We start from the raw sequence: 22502 nt of genomic DNA, 5'->3' as shown, positions 1-22502 counted from the left end.
CCGTCGCCGTCAGTCCACGGCGGCGACCTCGATGTTACCGGTCGGTTCGGTGGAGTTGATCACCGTCGGCCGGAGCGTCAGTGCGGCGTAGGCCAGGCCGCCCGACAGCCCCGACAGGACGAAGCTGCAGTCCACCCCGCCCGTCAGGGCCAGCAGCGGACCCTCGTACAGCGGTGTGGACACGGCGGCCAGGCCCACCGCCGCGCCCAGCGCCCAGGACGCCGTCGCGCGGAGGTTCCACCCGGCGCTGTACCAGTAGACGCCGCCGCGGGCCCGACGGTTGAACACCTGGAGCGCGTCGGCGTCGTAGCGGCCTCGGCAGCGGACGTACCCGATCAGGGTGATGACCGCCCAGGGGGTGCCGAGGGCGGTCAGGAGCAGGACGAACGACGTCATCGCGGACTGGGCGTCCCAGGCGAAGGACCCGAGGAAGACGAAGGCGGTCGCGACGGCCGCGGCCACCACGGTGGCCCGGGTGCGGGTGGTCTTGGGGACGATCGCGTCGAGGTCCAGGCCCATCGAGTAGAGCATCAGGCCGGCGTTGCCCACCGTCCCGCCCGCGGCGGCGGCGAACAGCGGCAGCAGGTACCAGACGGGCGAGGCGTCCACGAGCGGCCCGGCGTAGTCCAGTCCCGCGCGGGCGGCCAGCGCGGTGTACGTGCCGAACAGCTGCGGGATCAGCAGGCCGGCGAACAGCCCCAGGCAGGTCGCCCACAGGACCGTACGGGAGCCGTGCCGGCGCGGGGAGACGTAGCGGGTGTAGTCGCCGAGCAGCGTGATGAAGGCGACCGGCCCGCTGAGCCCGGCGGCGACGGCGGCGAGCAGCCAGGTCGGCCAGAACGAGCCGAGCAGGTACGGGGTGTCCGGCGGGGCGGCGGTGGTGAAGTCGCCGGCGTACGCGAACACGCCCACCGCGAGCAGGACCACCATGGCGACGGCGAGCACCTTGCTCATGCGCAGCAGGAGCCGGTAGCCGAAGACGGCTCCGACGACGGTGCACGCGGCCAGGACGCCGTACATCACGGCGCGCGAGAGCCCGGTGTCGGGCAGTCCGGTCAGCCGGGACAGCACGCCGACCATGACGTCACCGCCGATCCACAGCGTCAGGGCGGTGTAGCCGAGGGAGAGCAGCAGGCCGACCACCGAGCCGACGAGCCGGCCGCGGACGCCGAACTGCGCTCCGCTGGACGTGGACAGATTGGTGGCCGTGCGCAGCGAGACGAGTGCCAGCGGCGCGGTGAACGCGATTCCCACCACGGTGCCGGTGACGATCGCGGTGACCGAGGGCCACAGGCCCAGTCCGAACGACGGGGGCAGCCAGCCGAAGACGATCACGCCGAGGCAGAGATTGGAGCCGAGGAGGATCGAAATCAAGTCACGAGGGCCGCTCGTGCGCTCCTCTTCGGGGATGGTGTCGACTCCGCGCTGTTCGATGGGCATGGGGGGACTCCCTCACAGGGCGACAGAAGGGCGGCGTGAAGTGCCGGAGAAATTTGAGCGCCACTCAATGTGACTCAAGCCCTGCTGTCAGGTCAATGATTCCGTGCAGCGAAATGAAGAGTTAGAGTGATGCTCTAACCGGACGAGTGGAAGAGTGGTGGATCGTCGTGCGGCTTACTCCAACCGAGCGTGACCGGCTTCTGCTGTTCAGCGCGGCAGAGCTCGCACGGGCACGCCGGGCCCGTGGCCTGAAACTAAATGTCCCCGAGGCGACCGCGCTGATCGCGGACACGGTCTGCGAAGCCGCCCGCGACGGAATGCGGCTCGCCGAGGCCATCGAGGCGGCGCGCAGTGTGCTCGGCGCCGACGACGTCCTCCCCGGTGTCGCCGACGTCGTCACCGAGGTGCACGTCGAGGCGGTCTTCGACGACGGCTCCCGGCTCGCCGTGGTCTCCGCGCCGATCCAGGGCGCCACCGGCCTCGGCGACGACGCCCCCGGCGCCGTCGTGCCCGGACCGGAGAGCCCCGCCGCGGAGCCCGAGCTGCGCCTGACCGTGCGCAACACGGCCGCGGTGCCGGTGAGCGTGACCTCGCACTTCCACTTCTTCGAGGCCAATCCGCGGCTCGACTTCGACCGCGCCGCCGCCTACGGCATGCGGCTGTGCGTGCCGGCCGGGTCCTCGGTCCGCTTCGACCCGGGCGGCGAGGCCGAGGTCGGCCTGGTGTCCATCGGCGGTGCCCGGGTCGCGATCGGTTTCGCGGGTCTGGTGGATGGGCCGCTGGATGCGCCCGGTGCGCGGGAAGAGGCCCTGCGCAAGGCCGTGGCCTGCGGTTATCTCGGAGCCGAGGGAGAGCAGCGATGAGCAAGCAGACCAGGCACAGTGATCACTGTGCGCCGGGGAGCCGGCACATCGATCCGCACGAGTACGCGGCGGTGTTCGGGCCGCGTGCGGGGGACCGGGTGCGGTTGGGCGACTCGGGGCTGACCGTGCGGGTCGAGTCCGATGCGCAGAAGCCGGGGGAGGAGTTCCTGGCGGGTTTCGGCAAGACGGCGCGGGACGGGCTGCACCTGAAGGCGGCCGCGGTCCGCGAGACGTGTGACGTGGTGATCAGCAACGTGCTGGTCATCGATGCGGTGCTCGGCATCCGCAAGGTGTCGATCGGTATCCGCGAGGGCCGGATCCACGCGATCGGGCGGGCGGGGAATCCCGACACCCTCGACGGCGTCGACGTCGTCGTCGGCACCGGCACCTCGATCGTCTCCGGCGAGGGCCTGATCGCCACCGCCGGAGCCGTGGACACGCACGTCCACCTGCTCTCCCCCCGGATCATGGAAGCCTCGCTCGCCGCGGGTGTCACCACCGTGATCGGCCAGGAGTTCGGCCCGGTCTGGGGCGTGGGGGTCAACTCCCCGTGGGCCCTCAAGCACGCCTTCAACGCCTTCGACGCCTGGCCGGTGAACATCGGGTTCCTGGCCCGCGGCTCCTCCTCCGACGCCGCTCCGCTGGTGGAGGCGCTGGCCGAGGGCGGTGCGTCCGGGTTCAAGGTGCACGAGGACATGGGTGCGCATACGCGTGCGCTGGACACGGCGCTGCGGGTGGCGGAGGAACACGACGTGCAGGTCGCGCTGCACAGTGACGGTCTCAACGAGTGCCTGTCGGTGGAGGACACCCTGCGGGTGCTGGAGGGCCGTACGATCCACGCGTTCCACATCGAGGGGTGTGGCGGCGGGCACGTTCCGAACGTGCTGAAGATGGCGGGCGTGCCGAACGTCATCGGCTCCTCGACGAACCCGACGCTGCCGTTCGGGCGGGACGCGGTGGCCGAGCACTACGGGATGATCGTCTCGGTCCACGACCTCAAGCCCGACCTGCCCGGGGACGCGGCGATGGCCCGGGACCGGATCCGCGCGGGCACGATGGGCGCCGAGGACGTCCTGCACGACCTCGGCGCGATCGGCATCACCTCCTCCGACGCCCAGGGCATGGGCCGCGCCGGCGAGACGATCCGCCGCACCTTCGCCATGGCCGCCAAGATGAAACACGAACTGGGCCCCATGGCCGGCGACGGCGAAGGCGACGACAACGCCCGCGTGCTGCGCTACATCGCGAAGCTGACGATCAATCCGGCGATCGCGCACGGTCTGGCGCACGAGATCGGGTCGGTGGAGGTCGGCAAGCTCGCGGACATCGTGCTGTGGCGTCCGCAGTTCTTCGGTGCGAAGCCGCAGCTGGTCCTGAAGTCCGGCTTCCCCGCCTACGGCGTCACCGGCGACCCCAACGCCGCCACCGACACCTGCGAACCCCTCGTCCTCGGACCGCAGTTCGGCTCGTACGGCGCCACCGCCGCCGACATCTCCGTCGCGTTCGTCTCCGCGGCCGCCGCCGCCCTCGGCTCCGACGAGATGCCCACCCGGCGCCGCCGCGTCGCCGTCCGCGGCACCCGCGGCATCGGCCCCAAGGACATGCTCCTCAACTCCCGGGTGGGCGCGGTCGATGTCGACGGCCGCAGCGGCCTCGTCACCCTCGACGGTGACCCGCTGCGCTCCGAAGCCGCCGAATCGGTCTCCCTCAACCGCCTGTACTTCCTGTAAGTCAGCTCAGCCCGTAAGGACCCCCGACCATGAGCACGACTCCTGCTGCCGCCCCCGCCGGCACCCCCGCCGCCAACGGTTTCCGGATGCCCCCCGAGTGGGCTCCCCACGAGCGCACCTGGATGGCCTGGCCCAGCCCCAACCCCACGTTCACCGACGCCCGCGAGCTGGCCGAGGCCCGCGAGGCCTGGGGTGCCGTCGCCCGCGCCGTCCGCGCCTTCGAGCCGGTGACCCTGGTCGTCGCCCCCGGTGACGCCGAGGACGCCCGCGCGACCGCAGGCGCCGGCGACGGCCACCCCCTCGACGTCGTCGAGCGCGAACTCGACGACGCCTGGATGCGCGACATCGGCCCCACCTTCGTCACCGACGGCCGCGGCGCACTGGCCGCCGTAGACTGGACCTTCAACGGCTGGGGCGCCCAGGAGTGGGCCCGCTGGGAGCACGACTCCAAGATCGCCCGGCACGTCTCCGACCTCGCGGGCACCCGTACGTACAGCACGAAGCTGGTCAACGAGGGCGGTGCGATCCACGTCGACGGCGAGGGCACCGTCCTGCTCACCGACACCGTGCAGCTCGGCGAGGGCCGCAACCCCGGCTGGACACGCGAGCAGGTCGAGGCCGAGATCCACGCCCACCTCGGCACCACCAAGGCCATCTGGCTCCCGTACGGACTGGCCGGCGACTACGGCACCTACGGCACCCAGGGCCACGTCGACATCGTCGCCGCCTTCGCCCGCCCCGGCGTGGTGATGGTGCACACCCAGCCCGACCCGGCCCACCCCGACCACGAGCGGTGCAAGCTGATCGCCGCCCTGTTGCGGGCGGCCACCGACGCGCAGGGCCGCCGGCTGGAGGTCGTCGAGATCCCCGCGCCGACCGTGCTCCAGGAGGACGGCGAGTGGGTCGACTACTCGTACATCAACCACTTCCTGTGCAACGACGGCGTCGTGCTGTGCTCCTTCGACGACCCGCGGGACGAGGAGGCGGCCGAGATCTTCCGCGGACTCTTCCCGGACCGGACGGTCACGCTGGTTGACGCACGTACGATCTTTGCCGGGGGCGGCGGTATCCACTGCATCACCCAGCAGCAGCCGAAGGTCTAGGACACACCGAGGAGAGGTCATGGCGGCAGGGGCGCGTGCACGCAGGAACGCACCGCCGCGCGAGGACGTACTCGTAGCCGCCATGGCCACGATCGCCGAACGCGGCCTGGACGGGCTCACCATGGCCGGTCTGGGCCGCGAGGTCGGCATGAGCAGCGGCCACCTCCTCTACTACTTCCGCAGCAAGGACGAGCTCCTGCTGCAGACCCTGGAGTGGAGCGAGGCCCGGCTCGGCACCGAGCGCCGGGCCCTGCTCGCCCGCCGCGGCACGGTCCGCGAGCGGCTCGAGGCGTACGTCGACCTGTACGTGCCCGACGGACCCCGCGACCCGCACTGGACCCTGTGGCTGGAGGTCTGGAACCGCTCGCAGAACGCCGGTCCGGAGGAGCGCGAGCGGCAGGCCGCCATCGAAGGCGCCTGGCACCGCGACCTGGTCGCCCTGCTCGCCGAAGGCGTCTCGCGCGGCGAGTTCAGGCCGGTCGACGCCGACCGCTTCGCCACCCGGATACGGGCGTTGCTCGACGGCTTCAGCATCCAGCTGGCGGTCGGCCTCCCGGACACGGCGCGGGCGGAGATCCTGGAACACGCCCGCGAGTTCCTCACCGAAGGGCTCGCCCCGCGGCCCGAATCGTGAGACGGCCCCTGCCCGCCGCAGGGGGTATGGCAGACTGCGGACCGTGCATGCATTCACCATGATTATGGGAAGCAGCGCGCCGGTCCGCAGTGCCCGCTGAACCGTGGAAGACCCCCGCGGCAGCGGCCACCGTGCCCCAGACCCGCGCGCAGACCTCTCGCACCCGCGAGAGGTTTTTTCGTTTCCCGGCTCCATTCCTGCCGGGAGCCGAGTGCGCGGGATGATGAGGGCAAGTGGATCCCGGGCATCCGGAGCCACTCATCCGACAGGAGTCAGATCAGCATGACGACAGAGGTCATCGACGACAGCTTCCATGTCTTCGACACCACGCTGCGCGACGGTGCACAGCGCGAAGGCATCAACCTCACGGTCGCGGACAAGCTGACGATCGCCCGTCACCTGGACGACTTCGGTGTCGGCTTCATCGAGGGCGGCTGGCCCGGTGCCAACCCGCGGGACACCGAGTTCTTCGCGCGGGCCAGGACCGAGATCGAGTTCAAGAACGCCAAGCTGGTGGCCTTCGGCGCCACCCGCCGCGCCGGCGGCCGCGCCGCCGAGGACCCGCAGGTCAGGGCGCTGCTGGAGTCCGGCGCCCCGGTGATCACGCTGGTCGCCAAATCGCACGACCGGCACGTCGAGCTGGCTCTGCGCACCACGCTCGACGAGAACCTCGAAATGGTCCGGGACACCGTCTCCTACCTGGTCGGACAGGGGCGGCGGGTGTTCGTGGACTGCGAACACTTCTTCGACGGCTACCGCGCCAACGCCGAGTACGCGAAGTCCGTGGTCCGCGCCGCCCACGAGGCGGGCGCGGACGTCGTCATCCTGTGCGACACCAACGGCGGCATGCTCCCGGCCCAGATCTCCGCCGTGGTGGCCACGGTCCTGTCGGACACCGGAGCCCGCCTGGGCATCCACGCCCAGGACGACACCGGCTGCGCGGTGGCCAACACCCTCGCGGCGGTCGATGCGGGCGCGACCCACGTGCAGTGCACCGCGAACGGCTACGGCGAGCGGGTCGGCAACGCCAACCTCTTCCCCGTCGTCGCGGCCTTGGAGATCAAGTACGGCCGCAAGGTGCTGCCCACGGGCGCACTCGCGGAGATGACCCGGATCTCGCACGCCATCGCCGAGGTCGTCAACCTGACCCCGTCCACCCACCAGCCGTACGTCGGCGTCTCGGCCTTCGCGCACAAGGCCGGCCTGCACGCCTCGGCGATCAAGGTCGACCCCGACCTGTACCAGCACATCGACCCCGAGCGGGTCGGCAACACCATGCGGATGCTGGTCTCCGACATGGCAGGGCGCGCCTCCATCGAGCTCAAGGGCAAGGAGCTCGGCGTCGACCTGGGCGGGGACCGCGCCCTGGTCTCCCGCGTGGTCGAGCGGGTCAAGGAGCGCGAGCTCCGCGGCTACACGTACGAGGCCGCCGACGCCTCCTTCGAACTGCTGCTGCGCGCCGAGGCCGAGGGCCGGGCCCGGCGCTACTTCCGCACGGAGTCCTGGCGCTCGATCGCCGAGACCCGCCCGGACGGCACCCACGCCAACGAGGCCACGATCAAGCTGTGGGCCAAGGGCGAGCGGATCGTCGCCACGGCCGAGGGCATCGGCCCGGTGAACGCGCTCGACCGCGCCCTGCGCGTCGCACTGCAGCGGTTCTACCCCCAGCTCGCCAAGTTCGAGCTGGTGGACTACAAGGTCCGCATCCTCGAGGGCACGCACGGCACCGAGTCCACGACCCGGGTCCTGATCTCCACCACCGACGGCCACCGCGAATGGTCCACGGTCGGCGTCGCGACCAACGTCATCGCTGCTTCCTGGGAGGCCATCGTCGACGCCTTCACCTACGGCCTCCTCCACGCGGGCGTGGAGCCCGCCGAGTAGGCCCACGGGTGCCCGACCTGGCCCTTATGTCCTACTCACACAGGAAAGTCCCTGTTCAGGTAGCGTCATGCATATGAGGACCAGGCTGATAACCGTACTGTCCGGTCTGCTGCTGGGCCTGTCGGTGGCCGCCCTCGGGGCGGCCCCGCAGGCACAGGCGGCCACCGGGCCCGCTGCCGTGGCTGAGGCCCTCAAGAAGGGCCCCGTCTATGTGGATCCGCGTGCCGAGGCGCAGCTGCCCAAGGAGCAGGCGGACGCCCTCGCGCAGAAGATCAAGGACGCCGGGAAGCCCGTGTTCGTCGCGGTGCTGCCGGCCGTGTCCGAGTTCCCGCCCGCGAGCGTGCTGAAGACCGTGCGGGCCGAGACCGGGATCACCGGGCTCTACGGCATCCGGCTCGGCGACGGCTTCGACGCCGGAGCCGACCGGGCCGTCATGCCCGTGAACGCCGTACGCAACCTCACCGACGCGGTGAAGGCCGGCGGCCCGGTCGACGCCGCGACCCAGCTGAACAACTTCGTCGACCAGGCGCTGACCCAGGTCAGGGGCGGCGCCCCGAGTTCGTGGCAGGGCTCCGGCGGAAGCGGTGACGGGGTGCCCGTCGGCGGTCTGGTCGCGCTCGGCACGGTGGCCGCCCTCGGCGGCGGCGGGGCGTACGCGCTGGTGCGGCGCAACCGGAAGAAGAAGGAAGAGGCCGAGCGCGAAGCCGTCGAGAAGCTGCGCGTGGTCGTGGACGAGGACATCACGGCCTTCGGCGAGGAGCTGGAGCGGCTGGACTTCCACCCCGGCGAGCCCGGCGCCGACGACGCCATGCGCAAGGACTACGAACAGGCCCTGGACTCGTACGACCGGGCGAAGCAGATCATGGGGAACGTCCGCCACCCCGACGAGGTGAAGGGCGTGACCCAGGCGCTGGAGGAGGGCCGGTTCTCGCTCGCGGTCCTGGCCGCCCGGCGCGAGGGCGGCCCGCTCCCCGAGCGGCGCTCGCCCTGCTTCTTCGACCCGCGCCACGGTCCCAGTACCGAGGACGCCGAGTGGACCCCGGCCGGCGGGGCGGCCCGTACGGTCCCGGTGTGCGCGGCGGACGCGGTCCGGCTGCGGGAGGGCCGGGAGCCGATGGTCCGTACGGTCGACACCGAACACGGCCCGCGCCCGTACTACGACGCGGGGCCGGCGTACGGCCCGTGGGCCGGCGGCTACTTCGGCGGCGGCATCCTGCCCGGTCTGCTGGTGGGCACCATGCTCGGCTCGATGATGGCGACCCCCGCGTACGCCTCCGACTACGGCGGCGGATACGAGGGCGGCGACTACTCCGGCTCCGACTTCAGCTCCTCCGACTTCGGGGGAGGGGACTTCGGCGGCGGCGGAGGCTTCGACGGCGGGGGCGGCTTCTAGGGAGTGGCCTGCCGCCCCCGGGGCCGGTCGGGCCCGCAGCTCAGGCCTGCTTGATCGCGGAGATGTCGAAGGTCAGCCGGACCTTGTCGCTGACCATCACGCCACCGGCCTCGATGGCGGCGTTCCAGGTCAGACCCCACTCGGAGCGCAGGATGTCGGTGCTGCCCTCGAAGCCCACGCGCTCGTTGCCGTACACGTCCGTCGCGGAGCCGTTGAACTCCAGGTCGATGGAGAGCGGGCGGGTGACGTCCTTGATGGTCAGCTCGCCGGTGATGCGGTACGTGTCGCCGCCGAGTGCGGACGCCGCGGTGGAGCGGAAGGTCATCAGCGGGAAGGTCTCGGAGTCGAAGAAGTCACCGCTGCGCAGGTGGCCGTCGCGGTCGGCGATGCCGGTGTCGATCGAGGCGGTCGTGACGTCGATGGTGGCGGTGGAGCGCGCCGGGTCCGCGCCGTCCAGGTGCAGGGCGCCCTCGTACGTGCCGAACGATCCGCGGACGTTGGTCACCATCGCGTGGCGGACCGTGAAGCCGATGCGGCTGTGGGCCGCGTCGATGACGTAGTCGCCGGTCAGGGCCGCGAGGGCCGGGTCGGCTTCGAGCGTGGCGACGGCGCCGGCGGCGACGGTCGTGGCCGGGGTACCGGTGGTGGCGGTCTCGCGGCTGCGGCGGGTGAACAGACCCATGACGTTCCTCCTCGTTCGGGTCGCCCTCTCAGGGCGGCCTCGTTGAATGTTCAACTAGAACCACAGTAGAGCCCGTCTGTTCAAATTTCAACTTTCTAGTGGGACTCCAGCCGATTTTGTAGGACACGCACAAAGGACTCGGGTTGCAACTGGTGGGTCACTTACCCCGCCGACCCGTACTGTCCGGCCACCACAGCGGATCGGGCCGGAGACTGTGCGGAACTGACGGAGGGTTTTTCTTGACGCTCTTCGTAAGGTCGGTACATGACCGTTGTGGACGAGACCCCCGGCGAGCCGACGGACGCTCGCGGCCGCGTGGCCGAGCTGCTTGCCCTGCGTGAGCAGGCGCGGCGCGGACCCAGTGAGCGCGCCACCGAGGCCCAGCACGCCAAGGGCAAGCTCACCGCCCGTGAGCGCATCGAGCTGCTGCTCGACGCAGGTTCGTTCAAGGAGGTCGAGCAGCTCCGGCGGCACCGCGCCACCGGCTTCGGCCTCGAGTCCCGCAAGCCGTACACCGACGGTGTCATCACCGGCTGGGGCACGGTCGAGGGCCGCACGGTCTTCGTCTACGCGCACGACTTCCGGATCTTCGGCGGCGCGCTGGGCGAGGCCCACGCCACCAAGATCCACAAGATCATGGACATGGCCATCGCGGCCGGTGCCCCTCTGGTCTCCCTCAATGACGGCGCCGGCGCCCGCATCCAGGAGGGCGTCTCCGCCCTCGCCGGCTACGGCGGCATCTTCCAGCGCAACACCAAGGCCTCCGGGGTCATCCCCCAGATCTCCGTCATGCTCGGCCCCTGCGCCGGCGGCGCGGCCTACTCCCCGGCCCTCACCGACTTCGTGTTCATGGTCCGGGAGACCTCGCAGATGTTCATCACCGGCCCGGACGTGGTCCGCGCGGTGACCGGCGAGGAGATCACCCAGAACGGGCTCGGCGGCGCGGACGTCCACGCCGAGACCTCCGGCGTCGCGCACTTCGCCTACGACGACGAGGAGACCTGTATCGCCGAGGTGCGGTACCTGATCTCCATGCTCCCGTCGAACAACCGGGAGAACCCTCCGGTCCACGAGACCGACGACCCCGCCGACCGGCGCTCCGACGTCCTCCTGGACCTCGTGCCGGCCGACGGCAACCGCCCGTACGACATGCACAAGGTCATCGAGGAGCTCGTCGACGACGGCGACGTCCTGGAGATCCACGAGCGCTGGGCGCGCAACATCATCTGCGCCCTCGCCCGACTGGACGGCCAGGTCGTCGGCATCGTCGCCAACCAGCCCCAGTCGCTGGCCGGCGTGCTCGACATCGAGGCCTCGGAGAAGGCCGCGCGCTTCGTCCAGATGTGCGACGCCTTCAACATCCCGATCATCACGCTGCTGGACGTCCCCGGCTTCCTCCCGGGCGTCGACCAGGAGCACGGCGGCATCATCCGCCACGGTGCCAAGCTGCTCTACGCCTACTGCAACGCCACCGTGCCCCGGATCTCCCTGATCCTCCGCAAGGCCTACGGCGGCGCCTACATCGTCATGGACTCCCAGTCCATCGGCGCCGACCTCACGTACGCCTGGCCGACCAACGAGATCGCGGTCATGGGTGCCGAGGGCGCCGCCAACGTCATCTTCCGCAAGCAGATCGCCGAGGCCGAGGACCCAGAGGCCATGCGCACCCGCATGGTCAAGGAGTACAAGGCCGAGCTCATGCACCCGTACTACGCGGCCGAGCGGGGCCTGGTCGACGACGTCATCGACCCCGCCGAGACCCGAGAGGTGCTCATCAGCTCGCTCGCGATGCTGCGCAACAAGCACGCAGACCTTCCGTCCCGCAAGCACGGCAACCCGCCGCAGTAAGGAGACACGCCACCCCATGAGCACTCCCGCTGACGCTCTGCTCCGCGTCGAGAAGGGCCACGCCGAGCCCGAGGAGCTGGCCGCGATCACCGCGATCCTGATGGCCCGCGCCGCCTCTGCCCCGGCCCCCGCCCGGCGCAGCCGCTCCCAGGCCGGCTGGCGCCGCCTGGAGCGCACACCGGGCTTCCGCGCCCCGCACAGCTGGCAGGGCTGAGCCGGTACGCCCCAGGGGCGCAACGGCACGCCGCGAAGGCCCCCGTACCCGTCACCGGGTGCGGGGGCCTTCGGCGTACCGGGACGCGTGCAGGACGGGCCGGTACGCGCCCACGGGAAGGCCCCCGCACTCCGATGGGTGCGGGGGCCTTCCCGTACGGTGACGCGGCCTGGGGGCCCGACTACCGGAGGCGGGCCATGAGTGCGTGTTCGACGAGCGTGATGAGGGCGCTCTTGGCGTCGGCGCGGTGGCGGGCGTCGGTGGTGATGATGGGTGCGTCGGGGCCGATCTGGAGTGCTTCGCGGACTTCTTCGGGGGTGTACGGCTGGTGCCCGTCGAAGCCGTTGAGGGCGATGACGAAGGGGAGGCCGCTGTTTTCGAAGTAGTCGACGGCGGGGAAGCAGTCGGCGAGGCGGCGGGTGTCGACGAGGACGACGGCGCCGATGGCGCCGCGGACGAGGTCGTCCCACATGAACCAGAAGCGGTCCTGTCCGGGGGTGCCGAACAGGTAGAGGATGAGGTCCTGGTCGAGGGTGATGCGGCCGAAGTCCATGGCGACCGTGGTGGTCGTCTTGTCACCGGTGTGGGTGAGGTCGTCGATTCCGGCGGATGCGGATGTCATGACGGCTTCGGTGCGCAGCGGGTTGATCTCGGAGACGGCGCCGACGAACGTGGTCTTGCCCACGCCGAAGCCGCCCGCCACCACGATCTTCGCGGAGGTGGTGGAGCGCGGCGCCCCTCCAGCAGAACCTCCGTTAGAGCTTGCGAAGTCCACTGAGCACCCTTTCGAGCAGTGTCACGTCAGGCTGGCCGCCGGCCGACTCGTCGCCGCCGGGCTGGTGAATGGCGACGAGTCCGGCCTCGGCCAGGTCGGCGACGAGGATTCGGGCGACGCCGAGGGGAATGGAGAGGAGTGCCGAGATCTCCGCAACGGACTTGATCTCCTGGCACAGGCGGCAGATGCGCTGGTGCTCGGGCAACTGCCCTTGCAGCCGTGCGGGATCCGCCGTGGTGCTGACCAGCGCCTCGATGGCGAGCTGGTAGCGCGGCCGGGTCCGGCCACCGGTCATCGCGTAAGGGCGTACCAGCGGGTTGTGGGCCTTCGGAGCCGCCTGGGCTGCCCGCTGGGGCTGCGGCGGCGGCATATGAGGCGGCTGGGACTGCCCATAAGGCTGCTGTTGCATATACGGGTTCTGCTCCTGCGAGGGGTGCCTGGACGGAGCGGAGGGGAAGTTGAAGCGGTTCTGGTCGTGCCCACCCTGCGGCTGGCCGCCGCCATAAGGATGTCCTCCGGGTGTTGTCACGTTTCCTCCTCCGACTCCAAGAACGCAGTACTCCCTGTGGAACCGCGCCACCGCACCTTATGGTGCGGTGGCGCGAAACGCACTGCCTGTCTGCTAGTTGAGAACTAGTTGAGAAGGCTTCCTTGCAGTTCGGCGCGCAGGTCCGGGGTGAGGACACTGCCCGCTCGGTCCACGAGGAGGGCCATCTCGTAGCCCACGAGGCCGATATCGCACTCCGGGTGCGCGAGCACGGCCAGCGAGGAGCCGTCCGAGATCGACATGAGGAAGAGGAAGCCTCGCTCCATCTCCACCACCGTCTGGTTGACCGCGCCACCCTCGAAGATCCGCGAGGCACCCGCAGTCAGCGACGTCAGGCCGGAGGCCACGGCCGCCAGCTGATCGGCGCGGTCACGCGGGAATCCGTCGGACATCGCCAGAAGAAGGCCGTCGGCGGAGACCACCACGGTGTGGGACACCCCGGGGGTGTTGTCCACGAAGTTGGTGATCAACCAGTTCAGGTTCTGTGCCGCCTGGCTCATCGGGCTCACACTAACGCTCCTGGTCATAGCTGTTACTTGACTGCTCGTTTCCCGCGCTGCGGCCCTGCTGCACACCGCGGCGGAGGTTGCTCAACCTGCCGCGGACGTCCTCAGGGGCGCGGGAGACCTGTGGGCCGCCCTGCGGGGTGGACTCCGCGGTGCCCTCGACCAGGTTGGCCTTGGGCACCCGCCGGGGGAGACCGGAGGGGGTGACCCCGCCTGCCTTCGGCTCACGGAGCTTTCCGGCCTGCTGCCAGCGCTCGTCGTTGGCCGACCGCCAGCTCTCGTCGCCCGCCCCGTTCTCCGCGGCGCCGGAAGTGGCCCCCTCGAAGAACGACTTGCGCTCCGTTTCCTGCTGCGCCGGCTGCCACTGCTGCTGGCTGCCGCGCCGCGGCAGGCCCGCTCCGGTCATCTGGTGACCGGTGTCGGCAGCGGTACCCGGACGGTCGAAGCCTACGCGGTCCCGGGCTGCTTCGGGAGCGGGCTGGGATTCCGATTCGGAGCCGTAACCCTGCTGGTAGTCGCCCTGATAGGCGTTCTGGGCAGGCCACTCGGCCTGGTGGGGCCGGGCGTCGTAGCCGCTCTCGTACTCCTGGCCGACGGGCGGCTGGTCCTGGTACTGCGCTTCCGGATAGGCGTACCCGTCCGGGGTGTAGTCCTGGTAGCCGTTCTCGGCCGGCTGCTCGTAGCCGCCGTCCTGCTGCTGGTACCCGCCCGGCTGCTGCTCGTACCCGCCGGACTGCCGGTAACCGGCCTCCTCGGAGTACTGGCCCTCCGCTTCGCCCTGGTACTGCTGGTAGCCGTGCTCCGGCTGGGGCTCCTGCGGGTAGCCGTCCTGCGGGGGCTGCGGGCCCTGCTGGTATTCGGCCTGGGCGCCGAGGTTCGCACGCCGCTCACCGCGGCCGAGCGAGCGGCCGACCGGATCGAGGCTCGTGCCGTCGGCCTGCGGGGCGTCATAGCGGGAGTCGTCGAAGCCGAGTTCGGCGGCCGTGCGCAGCGGGGCGCCCTCGTGGGCCTGCTGCTGGGGGATCATCGAGGACACCGTGAAGTCGTCCTCGGGGATGCCCTCGCCACCGCCACCGTGGGTGATCGCGTCCGGGAGCATGACCAGCGAGGTGGTGCCGGCCGCCTCGCCCGAGGGGCGCAGCTGGACGCGGATGCCGTGCCGGTCCGACAGCCGGCCGACCACGAACAGACCCATGCGCTGCGAGATCGCGGCGTCCACGGTCGGCGGGTTGGCCAGCTTGTGGTTGATGTCCGCGAAGTCCTCGGCCGTGAGGCCGATGCCCTTGTCGTGGATCTCGATCATCACGCGGCCGTCGGGAAGACGGGTGGCGTTGACGCGGACCTTGGTCTGCGGGGAGGAGAACGTGGTGGCGTTCTCCAGCAGCTCGGCGAGCAGGTGCACGAGGTCGGTCACGGCCTGGCCGTGGATCTCGGCCTCCGAGACGCCCGAGAGCTCGATGCGCTCGTACTGCTCCACCTCGGAGGAGGCGGCGCGCAGGACGTCGACCAGCGGGACCGGCTGGTCCCAGCGGCGGCCGGGCTCCTCGCCCGCGAGGATGAGGAGGTTCTCGCCGTTGCGGCGCATACGGGTCGCGAGGTGGTCCAGGCGGAAGAGGTTCTCCAGCTGGTCCGGGTCGGCCTCGTTGTTCTCCAGGTCGGTGATGAGGGTCAGCTGGCCCTCGATCAGCGACTGGTTGCGCATGGAGAGGTTCGTGAAGATCGCGTTGACGTTCCCTCGCAGGAGCGCCTGCTCGGCGGCGAGACGGACCGCTTCGCGGTGGACCTGGTCGAACGCGCGGGCGACCTCGCCGATCTCGTCCTGGGAGTCGATCGGGATGGGGTGGACGCGGGTGTCGACCTTGCCCGGGTCGGTGCGCGAGAGCTGGTCGACGAGCGACGGCAGGCGCTGCTCGGCGATGTCGAAGGCGGCACCGCGCAGACGGCGCATGGAGCGGCCCATCTGGCGTGCCATCAGACCGGCCATGATGAAGGCGGTGAGGAGGGCCACGACCACGACGGCGCCGTTGATGATGGCGTCGTTGCGGGCGTCCTCGGAGATCGCCACGGCCTCGTTCACGGCCTTGGCGAGAACGTCCTTCTCGATGTCGGTGTACGCGTCGAACTTGGCGGTGGCACCGGCCTGCCAGAAGACGGCGTTGGTGCCCTTCTCGGCGAGGTCCTTCGGGTCCTCGCCGCTGGCTATCGCCTCGGTCATGCCCTCGAGCGCGGAGCCGTTGACGACCGGCGGGGACTTGAACTCGGCGCCCACGGCGTCGGCGTCGGCCTTGGCCTGCGCGAGCTTGGCCTCGGCCTCCTTGGTCTTCGTGGCGAAGACGTCCTTGAGCCGCTGGGTGTCGGCGTCGGTGCCCGCCGCGACGTACTCGGCGAGGGCGATCTCTTCCAGGTACGCGTACGAGGAGAAGGCGACGAGCTGGCCGTCGTGGATCTCCTCGTTCTTGCTCGGGCGCACGAGGAGGTGCGTGCCGATGGCGCGCTGGAGCGAGCCGGCGGCCTTGGCCAGCTGGATCGCGTAGACCATGCGGCCGTAGGACGTGACGTTCCCGGTGCCGAGGCCGAGTTCGTTGGAGAACTGCATGAGGTTGTGCTGGACCAGCACGTAGCCCTCTTCGGTGGCGACGGGGCCACCCTGGTTCTGCGCCGGGTTCTTCTTCGGGGTCTCGGCAGCCGTGGCGTAGGCGGTCTGGCGGATCTTCTCCAGCTTCGGCTCTTCGCGGCGGAAGAGGTCGAGGCGGTGCTCCAGACCCTGCTTCTCCGGCATGCCCTTGACGGCCTCGTCGAAGTTCGCCTTCGCCGTGTCCGTCGCGGCACGGGCCGAGGCGACGGCGTCGCTGCCCTTCTTGCCGCTCAGGAGCGGTTCGGCGCTGAGGTCGCGCTCGTTGAGGAGGGCCTGTCCGTACTCCGACGCGGCCTGGACGATGCGCGCGGTCTTCTCCGCGTCCTTGGCCTCGTCCCAGGTCTCGATGGAGCCCTTCACCTGGAAGCCGCCCATGACCAGGCCGACGAGGGCGGGCACGAGCAGGATCGCGTTCAGACGCGTGGGCACACGCCAGTTGCGGGGCGCGAACCGGCTCTGGCTGCCGGGCTTCGCCGGCAGGTCGGCAGGCGCGTCGGACGACGGCACCGCGCGCTGTGCCGGGGTGAAGTTGCCCCGTGCACCCCCGTCGGACGGGACTGCCTCCGCGGGGCTCTCGTTGCTTCGCCTCACTCGACCAACAACCTCTCGGCGGTGCTACTAGCTAGTTCGTTGAATTCCAGCACGGGTAACGTCCGTGTTCCAAACAGTTGAATCCGGCCGTTCCAAGAGCCTTATGCCACACGTAAAACGGACATAAAGAGCGAGCTGCGGCAAAAGCCGGGGCTGTCGTGCGCGCAGCGACACCGGGCGAACGCACGGGGTGTCCAACTCGCGCCAATTCTCTGTCGAAACGTTATGAACAAAAGGGCGGGCCGTGTCAGAGGACACAGCCCGCCCCGGAGTCGGCGGCACCGCCGCTACTTCAGCCGGGCCATGAGTGCGTGTTCGACGAGCGTGATGAGGGCGCTCTTGGCGTCGGCGCGGTGGCGGGCGTCGGTGGTGATGATGGGTGCGTCGGGGCCGATCTGGAGTGCTTCGCGGACTTCTTCGGGGGTGTACGGCTGGTATCCGTCGAAGCCGTTGAGGGCGATGACGAAGGGGAGGCCGCTGTTTTCGAAGTAGTCGACGGCGGGGAAGCAGTCGGCGAGGCGGCGGGTGTCGACGAGGACGACGGCGCCGATGGCGCCGCGGACGAGGTCGTCCCACATGAACCAGAAGCGGTCCTGTCCGGGGGTGCCGAACAGGTAGAGGATGAGGTCCTGGTCGAGGGTGATGCGGCCGAAGTCCATGGCGACCGTGGTGGTCGTCTTGTCACCGGTGTGGGTGAGGTCGTCGATTCCGGCGGATGCGGATGTCATGACGGCTTCGGTGCGCAGCGGGTTGATCTCGGAGACGGCGCCGACGAACGTGGTCTTGCCCACGCCGAAGCCGCCCGCCACCACGATCTTCGCGGAGGTGGTGGAGCGAGCCGCTCCACCGCTAGATGTTCCGAAGGCCACTGAGCACCCTTTCGAGGAGCGTTACATCCGGCGTTCCGCCGGCCTCTCCGTTGCCCGGCTGGTGGATGGCCACCATCCCGGCCTCCGCCAGGTCGGCGACGAGGATCCGGGCGACGCCGAGCGGCATCTGAAGCAGTGCCGACACCTCGGCGACGGACTTCACCTCACGGCACAGCGTGCAGATGCGCTGGTGCTCGGGAAGCAGTGTCGACAGGTGCGCCGGGTCGGCCGTGGTGCTGACCAGCGCCTCGATGGCGAGCTGGTAGCGCGGCCGGGTCCGGCCACCGGTCATGGCGTAGGGACGTACCAGCGGCTGGTCGCCTTCCGCGTACGACTGGTCGCCGTACGCATCGGGAAAGGCGGGGGGCGGGGTCATTGATCCTCCGGGCTGGACAGCAGTGGTCAGCCTGCCGTCCTACGGGGCCGGTGGGGGGACGGGGGTACGGCCTGACGGTGGTACTGGGAATCCGGGTACGCCCCGGTCCCCTGGCCGGGAGTACCGCCCGGCCAGGGGAGTGGCGGTTCAGCTGAGGAGACTGCCTTGCAGTTCGGCGCGCAGGTCCGGGGTGAGGACACTGCCCGCGCGGTCCACGAGGAGGGCCATCTCGTAGCCCACGAGGCCGATGTCGCACTCGGGGTGCGCGAGCACGGCCAGCGAGGAGCCGTCCGAGACGGACATGAGGAAGAGGAATCCCCGGTCCATCTCGACCACGGTCTGGTTGACGTGGCCGCCCTCGAAGATGCGGGAGGCGCCTGCGGTCAGCGAGGTCAGACCGGAGGCCACGGCCGCCAGCTGATCGGCGCGGTCACGCGGGAAACCTTCGGACATCGCCAGAAGGAGGCCGTCGGCGGAGACCACCACGGTGTGGGACACCCCAGGGGTGTTGTCCACGAAATTGGTGATCAGCCAGTTCAGGTTCTGTGCCGCCTGGCTCATGGAACTCAACTAACGCTCCTGCTGGTGAGTGGGGCCGGTGCGGTAACTGCCGGTGGCCGGGCCGCTGTTGCCCGCCTGGCGACCCTGCTGGATACCGCGGCGGAGGTTGGTGAGTCGTCCGCGCACGTCGTCGGGCGCACGCGAGACCTGGGGTCCGGACTGGGCGTCCGACTGCTGCTGAGCGGTGCCCGCGACGAGGTTGGCCCGCGGGACCCGGCGGGGCAGGCCCGAGGTGGTGATGCCGCCCGCTGCGGGCTGACGCACCCGCTCGGCCTGCTTCATCAGCTCGTCGTTGGGGGAGCTGCGCCAGCTCACCGTCGGCGTCGCGCCCGTGGCCGTCAGCGGGTCCGCGGCACGCTCCTGAGCGCGCTGCGGGAGGGGCCGCTGGGGCGGCTGCGGGGCCGGGGCGTTCGGCTGCTGGTACTGCTGCGGCTGCTGCGGTACCGAGGGGTTCTGCTGGCCGGGCTGGCCGGCGTCGCTCTGGTACCAGTTCGACTCGAGGTTGTCGAAGAGCGGCGTGCGGCCGTCGACCGGGCCGGAGGCCGGGGGCAGCGCCTCGGGCTGGTGGGCCTGCGGCAGGCGCGGCGCCTCGGGACGCGCACCCGGTACGGGGAACTCGCCGGTCTGGTGCTGCTGCTGCGGATACGGCTGGCCCTGGGGCTGTCCGTAGCCGCCGACACCCGGGCCGCCGGGCCGCGGGGCCTGGAAGTCGGGCCGCTCGAACTGAGCGGTGGCAGCCGGGTCCTGGGCGGCCGGGAACTGCGGGCGCGGGAACTGGCCGGTGGTGGAGCCGAGGTGCTGCTGCGGCAGCTCCGGACGGGCGAACTGCCCCGTCTGGGACGGGTCCGCGGCGCCGGGGCCCTGCGGCGTCGGCGCGTTGAAGTCCGGCCGGGCGAACTCGGCGGTGGAGCCGGGGCCCTGGCGCTCGTCGTGACCGCGCGGCACGTCCTGGCCGCCGCGGCCGGCCGCCTGGTCCGCACCCCAGCTGGCGGCCTGCGGCATGCCGGGCAGCTCGGGGCGGGCGCCGCCGCGGGGAGGCAGCTGCGGCCGCGGCGCGCCGGGCAGCTCGCCCGCGTCGGCCCGGACCGGTGCGGCCGGAGCCGCGGGACGGGTGGGCGCGGCGGGCGCGGCCGGGTTCTGCTGCGGGCGCTCGAAGCCGGTGCCCTGCGGGAAACCGCCCTGCTGACCCTGACCCTGACCGGGCTGGCCCTGCTGCTGACCACGGGCGCCGTCTTGCCGGCCCGGACCCTGCTGCCCCGGACCCTGCTGGCCGCGGGCGGGCTGTGCCGGAGCCGGCCGGCCCTGCGGAGCACCCTGCGGGCCGCCCTGCGGACCACGGGAGCCCATCGGGGCGCCGGCACCGAAGGCGTTGGGGGCCTGCGACTGGCCCTGGCCCGGACCCTGCTGCCGGCCGCCCTGCTGCTGACCGCGCTGACCGGCACCGTCGCGGCCGGGAAGCGCGGCGCGCTGACCGCCGCCGGCGACCTGGCTGCGCTGGGGGCCGCCCGCGAGCAGGCCGCCGCCCTGCGGCATCGCTCCGGCGTTCGGCCGGGCACCGCCGCCCTGCTGGCCGGGCGCCTGGCCCGGAGCCTGCTGTCCGGCACCCGGGGCACCGGGCACGGGGCCCGGCTTCTTGCCGCCCTGGGCCACGTCGACGGGGAGCATGACGAGGGCCGTCGTACCGCCCGAGTCGGACGGGCGCAGCTGGATGCGGATGCCGTGTCGCAGGGACAGGCGGCCGACCACGAACAGGCCCATGCGGCGGGAGACGGAGACGTCCACGGTGGGCGGCGAGGCGAGCCGCTCGTTGATCGCGGCGAGGTCCTCGGGGGAGAGGCCGATGCCGGTGTCGTGGATCTCGACCAGCACGCGGCCGTCAGGCAGCGCGTGACCGGTCACCTTGACCTTGGTCTGCGGGGAGGAGAACGACGTGGCGTTCTCCAGCAGCTCGGCGAGGAGGTGCACGAGGTCGTTGACGACGCGGCCGGCGACCTCGGTGCCGGGCACCGAGGCGAGTTCGATGCGCTCGTACTGCTCCACCTCGGAGGCGGCGGCACGCAGGACGTCGACCAGCGGGACCGGGCGGGTCCACCGGCGGCCGGGCTCCTCACCCGCGAGGACGAGGAGGTTTTCGCCGTTACGGCGCATGCGGGTCGCGAGGTGGTCGAGCTTGAAGAGCGAGGACAGCTGGTCCGGGTCGGCCTCGCGGGACTCCAGCTCGGAGATGAGCGAGAGCTGGCGCTGGATAAGACCCTGGGAGCGGCGCGAGAGGTTGGTGAACATCGCGTTGACGTTGCCCCGGAGGAGGGCCTGCTCGGCGGCGAGGCGGACGGCCTCGCGGTGCACGTCGTCGAAGGCCGCGGCCACCTGGCCGATCTCGTCGCGCGAGTGGACACCGACCGACTCCACGGACGTGTCCACGTCCTGCGGGTCGGTCTCGGAGAGCTGCTTGACGAGCTCGGGCAGGCGGTCCTGGGCGACCCGGGTCGCCGTGTCCTGCAGCCGCTTCAGCGAGCGGATCATCGAGCGGGCCACCACGAAGGCGCCGACGAGCGAGACGCCGAGGACGAGGAGGATCAGCGCACCGTTGATGATGGCGTCGCGCTGGGCCTCGCTCTTGAGCCGGCGGGCTTCCTGGTCCATGTCGTCGAGCAGCGAGAGCTCGATGGTCTTCATGGCCGCGAGCTTGGTGTCGGCCTGGTCGTACCAGTCCATCCAGGAGCGGTTCTTCTCCTTGGCGAACTGGCCCTGGGTGCCGAGGATGCGGCGCGCGTAGTGCTCGGCGCTGGAGATCTCGGCGTGGCCGTCGTTGAGGGTCTCCGTGAGCTCCTCGGCCTTGCCCTGGTAGACGAGGTCGAAGGTCTTGCGGGCCTGGCCCTCGCTCTTGAGCGCGGCGAGCGCGTAGAGGCGGTCGTTCTCCGTGAGGGTGCCGGGCTTGCTGTTGGACTCGGGCAGCGCGGCGGCGATGACCGCGCGCTGCATCGAGGCGTACTCCTTGGCGGCGGAGAACGCGGCCAGGGCACGGGTGCGCTTGATCATCTCCGGGCTGGAGGTGGCCTGGGCCATGTCCTGGGAGAGGCTGAGCAGCGACTGGATCAGCTGGTTGTACTCGGAGACGGTCTGCTGAGCGCCGTTCTGATAGGCGTTCTTCCGGATGTCCTCGATCGTCATCAGCTGCTGGCTGATCTGGAGGACGTTGGACCGGATCGACTCGAGCGTCTCGTCGTTCTGGTCCTGCTCGTCGATGTTCTGCGTGGCCTCGAGGAAGGCGGTCGCCGAGTCGGTGGTGTTCTTGCGAACGCCGTCGACGAGGCTGTTGGGCTTGTTCTTGTTGTTCTTCAGCGGGCCCGCGGACTTGTCGCGCTCCTCCTGGAGCGCGGAGGCCAGCGCGGTCGCCTGCTTCGTCATCGTGGTCAGCAGCTGCATGTGCTCGAGCTGCTGGATGTCGGTCATCGACTCGTTGATACGGAAGCCACCGAGCGAGGTGGCGGCGACGACCGGCAGGGCGAGCAGCGACACGAGTCGCGTGCTGATGCGCCAGTTCTGGAGAGCGAGGCGGGAGCCGGGGCCCTGGGGAGCCGCGGCGACGGGTATCGCCTGGTCCTGCCCCTGGTCGCTGCTCTTGCCGGCCTTGGCCTTGGCGGTCTTGCCCTTGCCCTTGCCCTTGGCCTTCACCTGAGCACCGGGCTCGCCCGCGGGGGCGGCACCCGGGCCGCCTGCGGCCGGCCCTCGGTTCTGGGCGTGCTGGGGCGAGGAGCCACGGTCGTTCCCGCCGCGCGGCTCCTGCTCCGCCGCCGCGCTGCCATCCCTCTTGAATCGTCCCTGCACTAGCGTCGCAACCTCTGGACCAG

18 protein-coding genes are annotated in these 22502 nt (G+C 70.8%); 8 read left to right on the top strand and 10 right to left on the bottom strand.

Annotated elements, in window-relative coordinates:
• Positions 1–9: 9 nt before the first annotated feature.
• The gene (locus ACZ7H1_RS02355; protein WP_470782976.1) at positions 10–1440 is read right to left on the bottom strand and encodes a cytosine permease; all 1431 of its coding nucleotides are present in this window, start codon (positions 1438–1440) and stop codon (positions 10–12) included.
• A gap of 167 nt (positions 1441–1607) precedes the next feature.
• Between ACZ7H1_RS02355 and ureA the strand changes: the two genes are divergently transcribed.
• The 6 genes from ureA to ACZ7H1_RS02325 all read left to right on the top strand — a co-directional run bounded on the left by ureA (position 1608) and on the right by ACZ7H1_RS02325 (position 9047).
• A complete protein-coding gene (gene ureA, locus ACZ7H1_RS02350) occupies positions 1608–2303 on the top strand; it encodes an urease subunit gamma (RefSeq protein ID WP_470782974.1) in 696 nt (231 codons plus the stop codon).
• Positions 2300–4033, top strand: coding sequence for an urease subunit alpha (locus ACZ7H1_RS02345; RefSeq protein ID WP_470782973.1), 1734 nt, complete (start codon positions 2300–2302; stop codon positions 4031–4033). Before ureA ends, ACZ7H1_RS02345 begins: the two co-directional genes overlap by 4 nt.
• A gap of 29 nt (positions 4034–4062) precedes the next feature.
• Positions 4063–5136: an agmatine deiminase family protein gene (locus tag ACZ7H1_RS02340; protein ID WP_470782971.1), complete on the top strand. Its 1074-nt coding sequence runs from the start codon at positions 4063–4065 to the stop codon at positions 5134–5136.
• A gap of 19 nt (positions 5137–5155) precedes the next feature.
• Positions 5156–5770, top strand: coding sequence for a TetR/AcrR family transcriptional regulator (locus ACZ7H1_RS02335; RefSeq protein ID WP_470782970.1), 615 nt, complete (start codon positions 5156–5158; stop codon positions 5768–5770).
• A 282-nt stretch (positions 5771–6052) separates the two neighbouring features.
• Complete coding sequence (gene cimA / locus ACZ7H1_RS02330) at positions 6053–7654, top strand: citramalate synthase (RefSeq protein WP_470782969.1); 1602 nt, start codon at positions 6053–6055, stop codon at positions 7652–7654.
• A gap of 73 nt (positions 7655–7727) precedes the next feature.
• The gene (locus ACZ7H1_RS02325) at positions 7728–9047 is read left to right on the top strand and encodes a hypothetical protein (protein ID WP_470782967.1); all 1320 of its coding nucleotides are present in this window, start codon (positions 7728–7730) and stop codon (positions 9045–9047) included.
• Positions 9048–9087: 40 nt separating this feature from the next.
• Here the strand turns inward: ACZ7H1_RS02325 and ACZ7H1_RS02320 are convergent, their stop codons facing one another.
• Positions 9088–9729, bottom strand: coding sequence for a YceI family protein (locus tag ACZ7H1_RS02320; RefSeq protein ID WP_470782965.1), 642 nt, complete (start codon positions 9727–9729; stop codon positions 9088–9090).
• Positions 9730–9993: 264 nt separating this feature from the next.
• Between ACZ7H1_RS02320 and ACZ7H1_RS02315 the strand changes: the two genes are divergently transcribed.
• On the top strand, positions 9994–11577 hold the full coding sequence (locus ACZ7H1_RS02315) for an acyl-CoA carboxylase subunit beta (RefSeq protein WP_470782964.1): 1584 nt from the start codon (positions 9994–9996) through the stop codon (positions 11575–11577).
• Positions 11578–11593: 16 nt separating this feature from the next.
• Positions 11594–11791, top strand: coding sequence for an acyl-CoA carboxylase subunit epsilon (locus ACZ7H1_RS02310; RefSeq protein WP_470782963.1), 198 nt, complete (start codon positions 11594–11596; stop codon positions 11789–11791).
• Between the two features lie 181 nt (positions 11792–11972).
• On the opposite strand, the gene ACZ7H1_RS02305 is transcribed toward ACZ7H1_RS02310, so the two are convergent.
• The 8 genes from ACZ7H1_RS02305 to ACZ7H1_RS02270 all read right to left on the bottom strand — a co-directional run bounded on the left by ACZ7H1_RS02305 (position 11973) and on the right by ACZ7H1_RS02270 (position 22479).
• Complete coding sequence (locus ACZ7H1_RS02305; RefSeq protein WP_031144258.1) at positions 11973–12566, bottom strand: GTP-binding protein; 594 nt, start codon at positions 12564–12566, stop codon at positions 11973–11975.
• Positions 12547–13095 (bottom strand): DUF742 domain-containing protein, encoded by a 549-nt coding sequence (locus ACZ7H1_RS02300; protein WP_470782962.1) that lies wholly within the window; start codon positions 13093–13095, stop codon positions 12547–12549. The genes ACZ7H1_RS02305 and ACZ7H1_RS02300 overlap by 20 nt, the downstream gene beginning before the upstream one ends.
• Positions 13096–13199: 104 nt before the next feature.
• Positions 13200–13613 (bottom strand): roadblock/LC7 domain-containing protein, encoded by a 414-nt coding sequence (locus tag ACZ7H1_RS02295; RefSeq protein ID WP_470782961.1) that lies wholly within the window; start codon positions 13611–13613, stop codon positions 13200–13202.
• A 10-nt stretch (positions 13614–13623) separates the two neighbouring features.
• The gene (locus ACZ7H1_RS02290) at positions 13624–16845 is read right to left on the bottom strand and encodes a nitrate- and nitrite sensing domain-containing protein (protein ID WP_470782960.1); all 3222 of its coding nucleotides are present in this window, start codon (positions 16843–16845) and stop codon (positions 13624–13626) included.
• Between the two features lie 287 nt (positions 16846–17132).
• Complete coding sequence (locus ACZ7H1_RS02285; protein WP_470782959.1) at positions 17133–17714, bottom strand: GTP-binding protein; 582 nt, start codon at positions 17712–17714, stop codon at positions 17133–17135.
• Entirely contained in the window at positions 17695–18090 is a 396-nt protein-coding gene (locus ACZ7H1_RS02280) for a DUF742 domain-containing protein (protein ID WP_470782958.1), read from the bottom strand. Before ACZ7H1_RS02280 ends, ACZ7H1_RS02285 begins: the two co-directional genes overlap by 20 nt.
• Positions 18091–18237: 147 nt before the next feature.
• The gene (locus ACZ7H1_RS02275) at positions 18238–18651 is read right to left on the bottom strand and encodes a roadblock/LC7 domain-containing protein (protein ID WP_470783171.1); all 414 of its coding nucleotides are present in this window, start codon (positions 18649–18651) and stop codon (positions 18238–18240) included.
• 9 nt (positions 18652–18660) lie between these two features.
• On the bottom strand, positions 18661–22479 hold the full coding sequence (locus ACZ7H1_RS02270) for a sensor histidine kinase (RefSeq protein ID WP_470782957.1): 3819 nt from the start codon (positions 22477–22479) through the stop codon (positions 18661–18663).
• Between the last annotated feature and the right edge of the window lie 23 nt (positions 22480–22502).

It is taken from the genome of Streptomyces sp. NPDC037401 (genome assembly GCF_055602345.1).
This window is presented reverse-complemented; position numbering and strand designations above follow the sequence as displayed.

Coding starts and splice junctions, on each gene's coding strand:
- ACZ7H1_RS02345 (WP_470782973.1), top strand. CDS start 2,300: ATGAGCAAGCAGACCAGGCACAGTGATCACTGTGCGCCGGGGAGCCGG.
- ACZ7H1_RS02275 (WP_470783171.1), bottom strand. CDS start 18,651: ATGAGCCAGGCGGCACAGAACCTGAACTGGCTGATCACCAATTTCGTG.
- ACZ7H1_RS02325 (WP_470782967.1), top strand. CDS start 7,728: ATGAGGACCAGGCTGATAACCGTACTGTCCGGTCTGCTGCTGGGCCTG.
- cimA (WP_470782969.1), top strand. CDS start 6,053: ATGACGACAGAGGTCATCGACGACAGCTTCCATGTCTTCGACACCACG.
- ACZ7H1_RS02315 (WP_470782964.1), top strand. CDS start 9,994: ATGACCGTTGTGGACGAGACCCCCGGCGAGCCGACGGACGCTCGCGGC.
- ACZ7H1_RS02335 (WP_470782970.1), top strand. CDS start 5,156: ATGGCGGCAGGGGCGCGTGCACGCAGGAACGCACCGCCGCGCGAGGAC.
- ACZ7H1_RS02310 (WP_470782963.1), top strand. CDS start 11,594: ATGAGCACTCCCGCTGACGCTCTGCTCCGCGTCGAGAAGGGCCACGCC.
- ACZ7H1_RS02280 (WP_470782958.1), bottom strand. CDS start 18,090: ATGACCCCGCCCCCCGCCTTTCCCGATGCGTACGGCGACCAGTCGTAC.
- ACZ7H1_RS02355 (WP_470782976.1), bottom strand. CDS start 1,440: ATGCCCATCGAACAGCGCGGAGTCGACACCATCCCCGAAGAGGAGCGC.
- ACZ7H1_RS02295 (WP_470782961.1), bottom strand. CDS start 13,613: ATGAGCCAGGCGGCACAGAACCTGAACTGGTTGATCACCAACTTCGTG.
- ACZ7H1_RS02340 (WP_470782971.1), top strand. CDS start 4,063: ATGAGCACGACTCCTGCTGCCGCCCCCGCCGGCACCCCCGCCGCCAAC.
- ACZ7H1_RS02320 (WP_470782965.1), bottom strand. CDS start 9,729: ATGGGTCTGTTCACCCGCCGCAGCCGCGAGACCGCCACCACCGGTACC.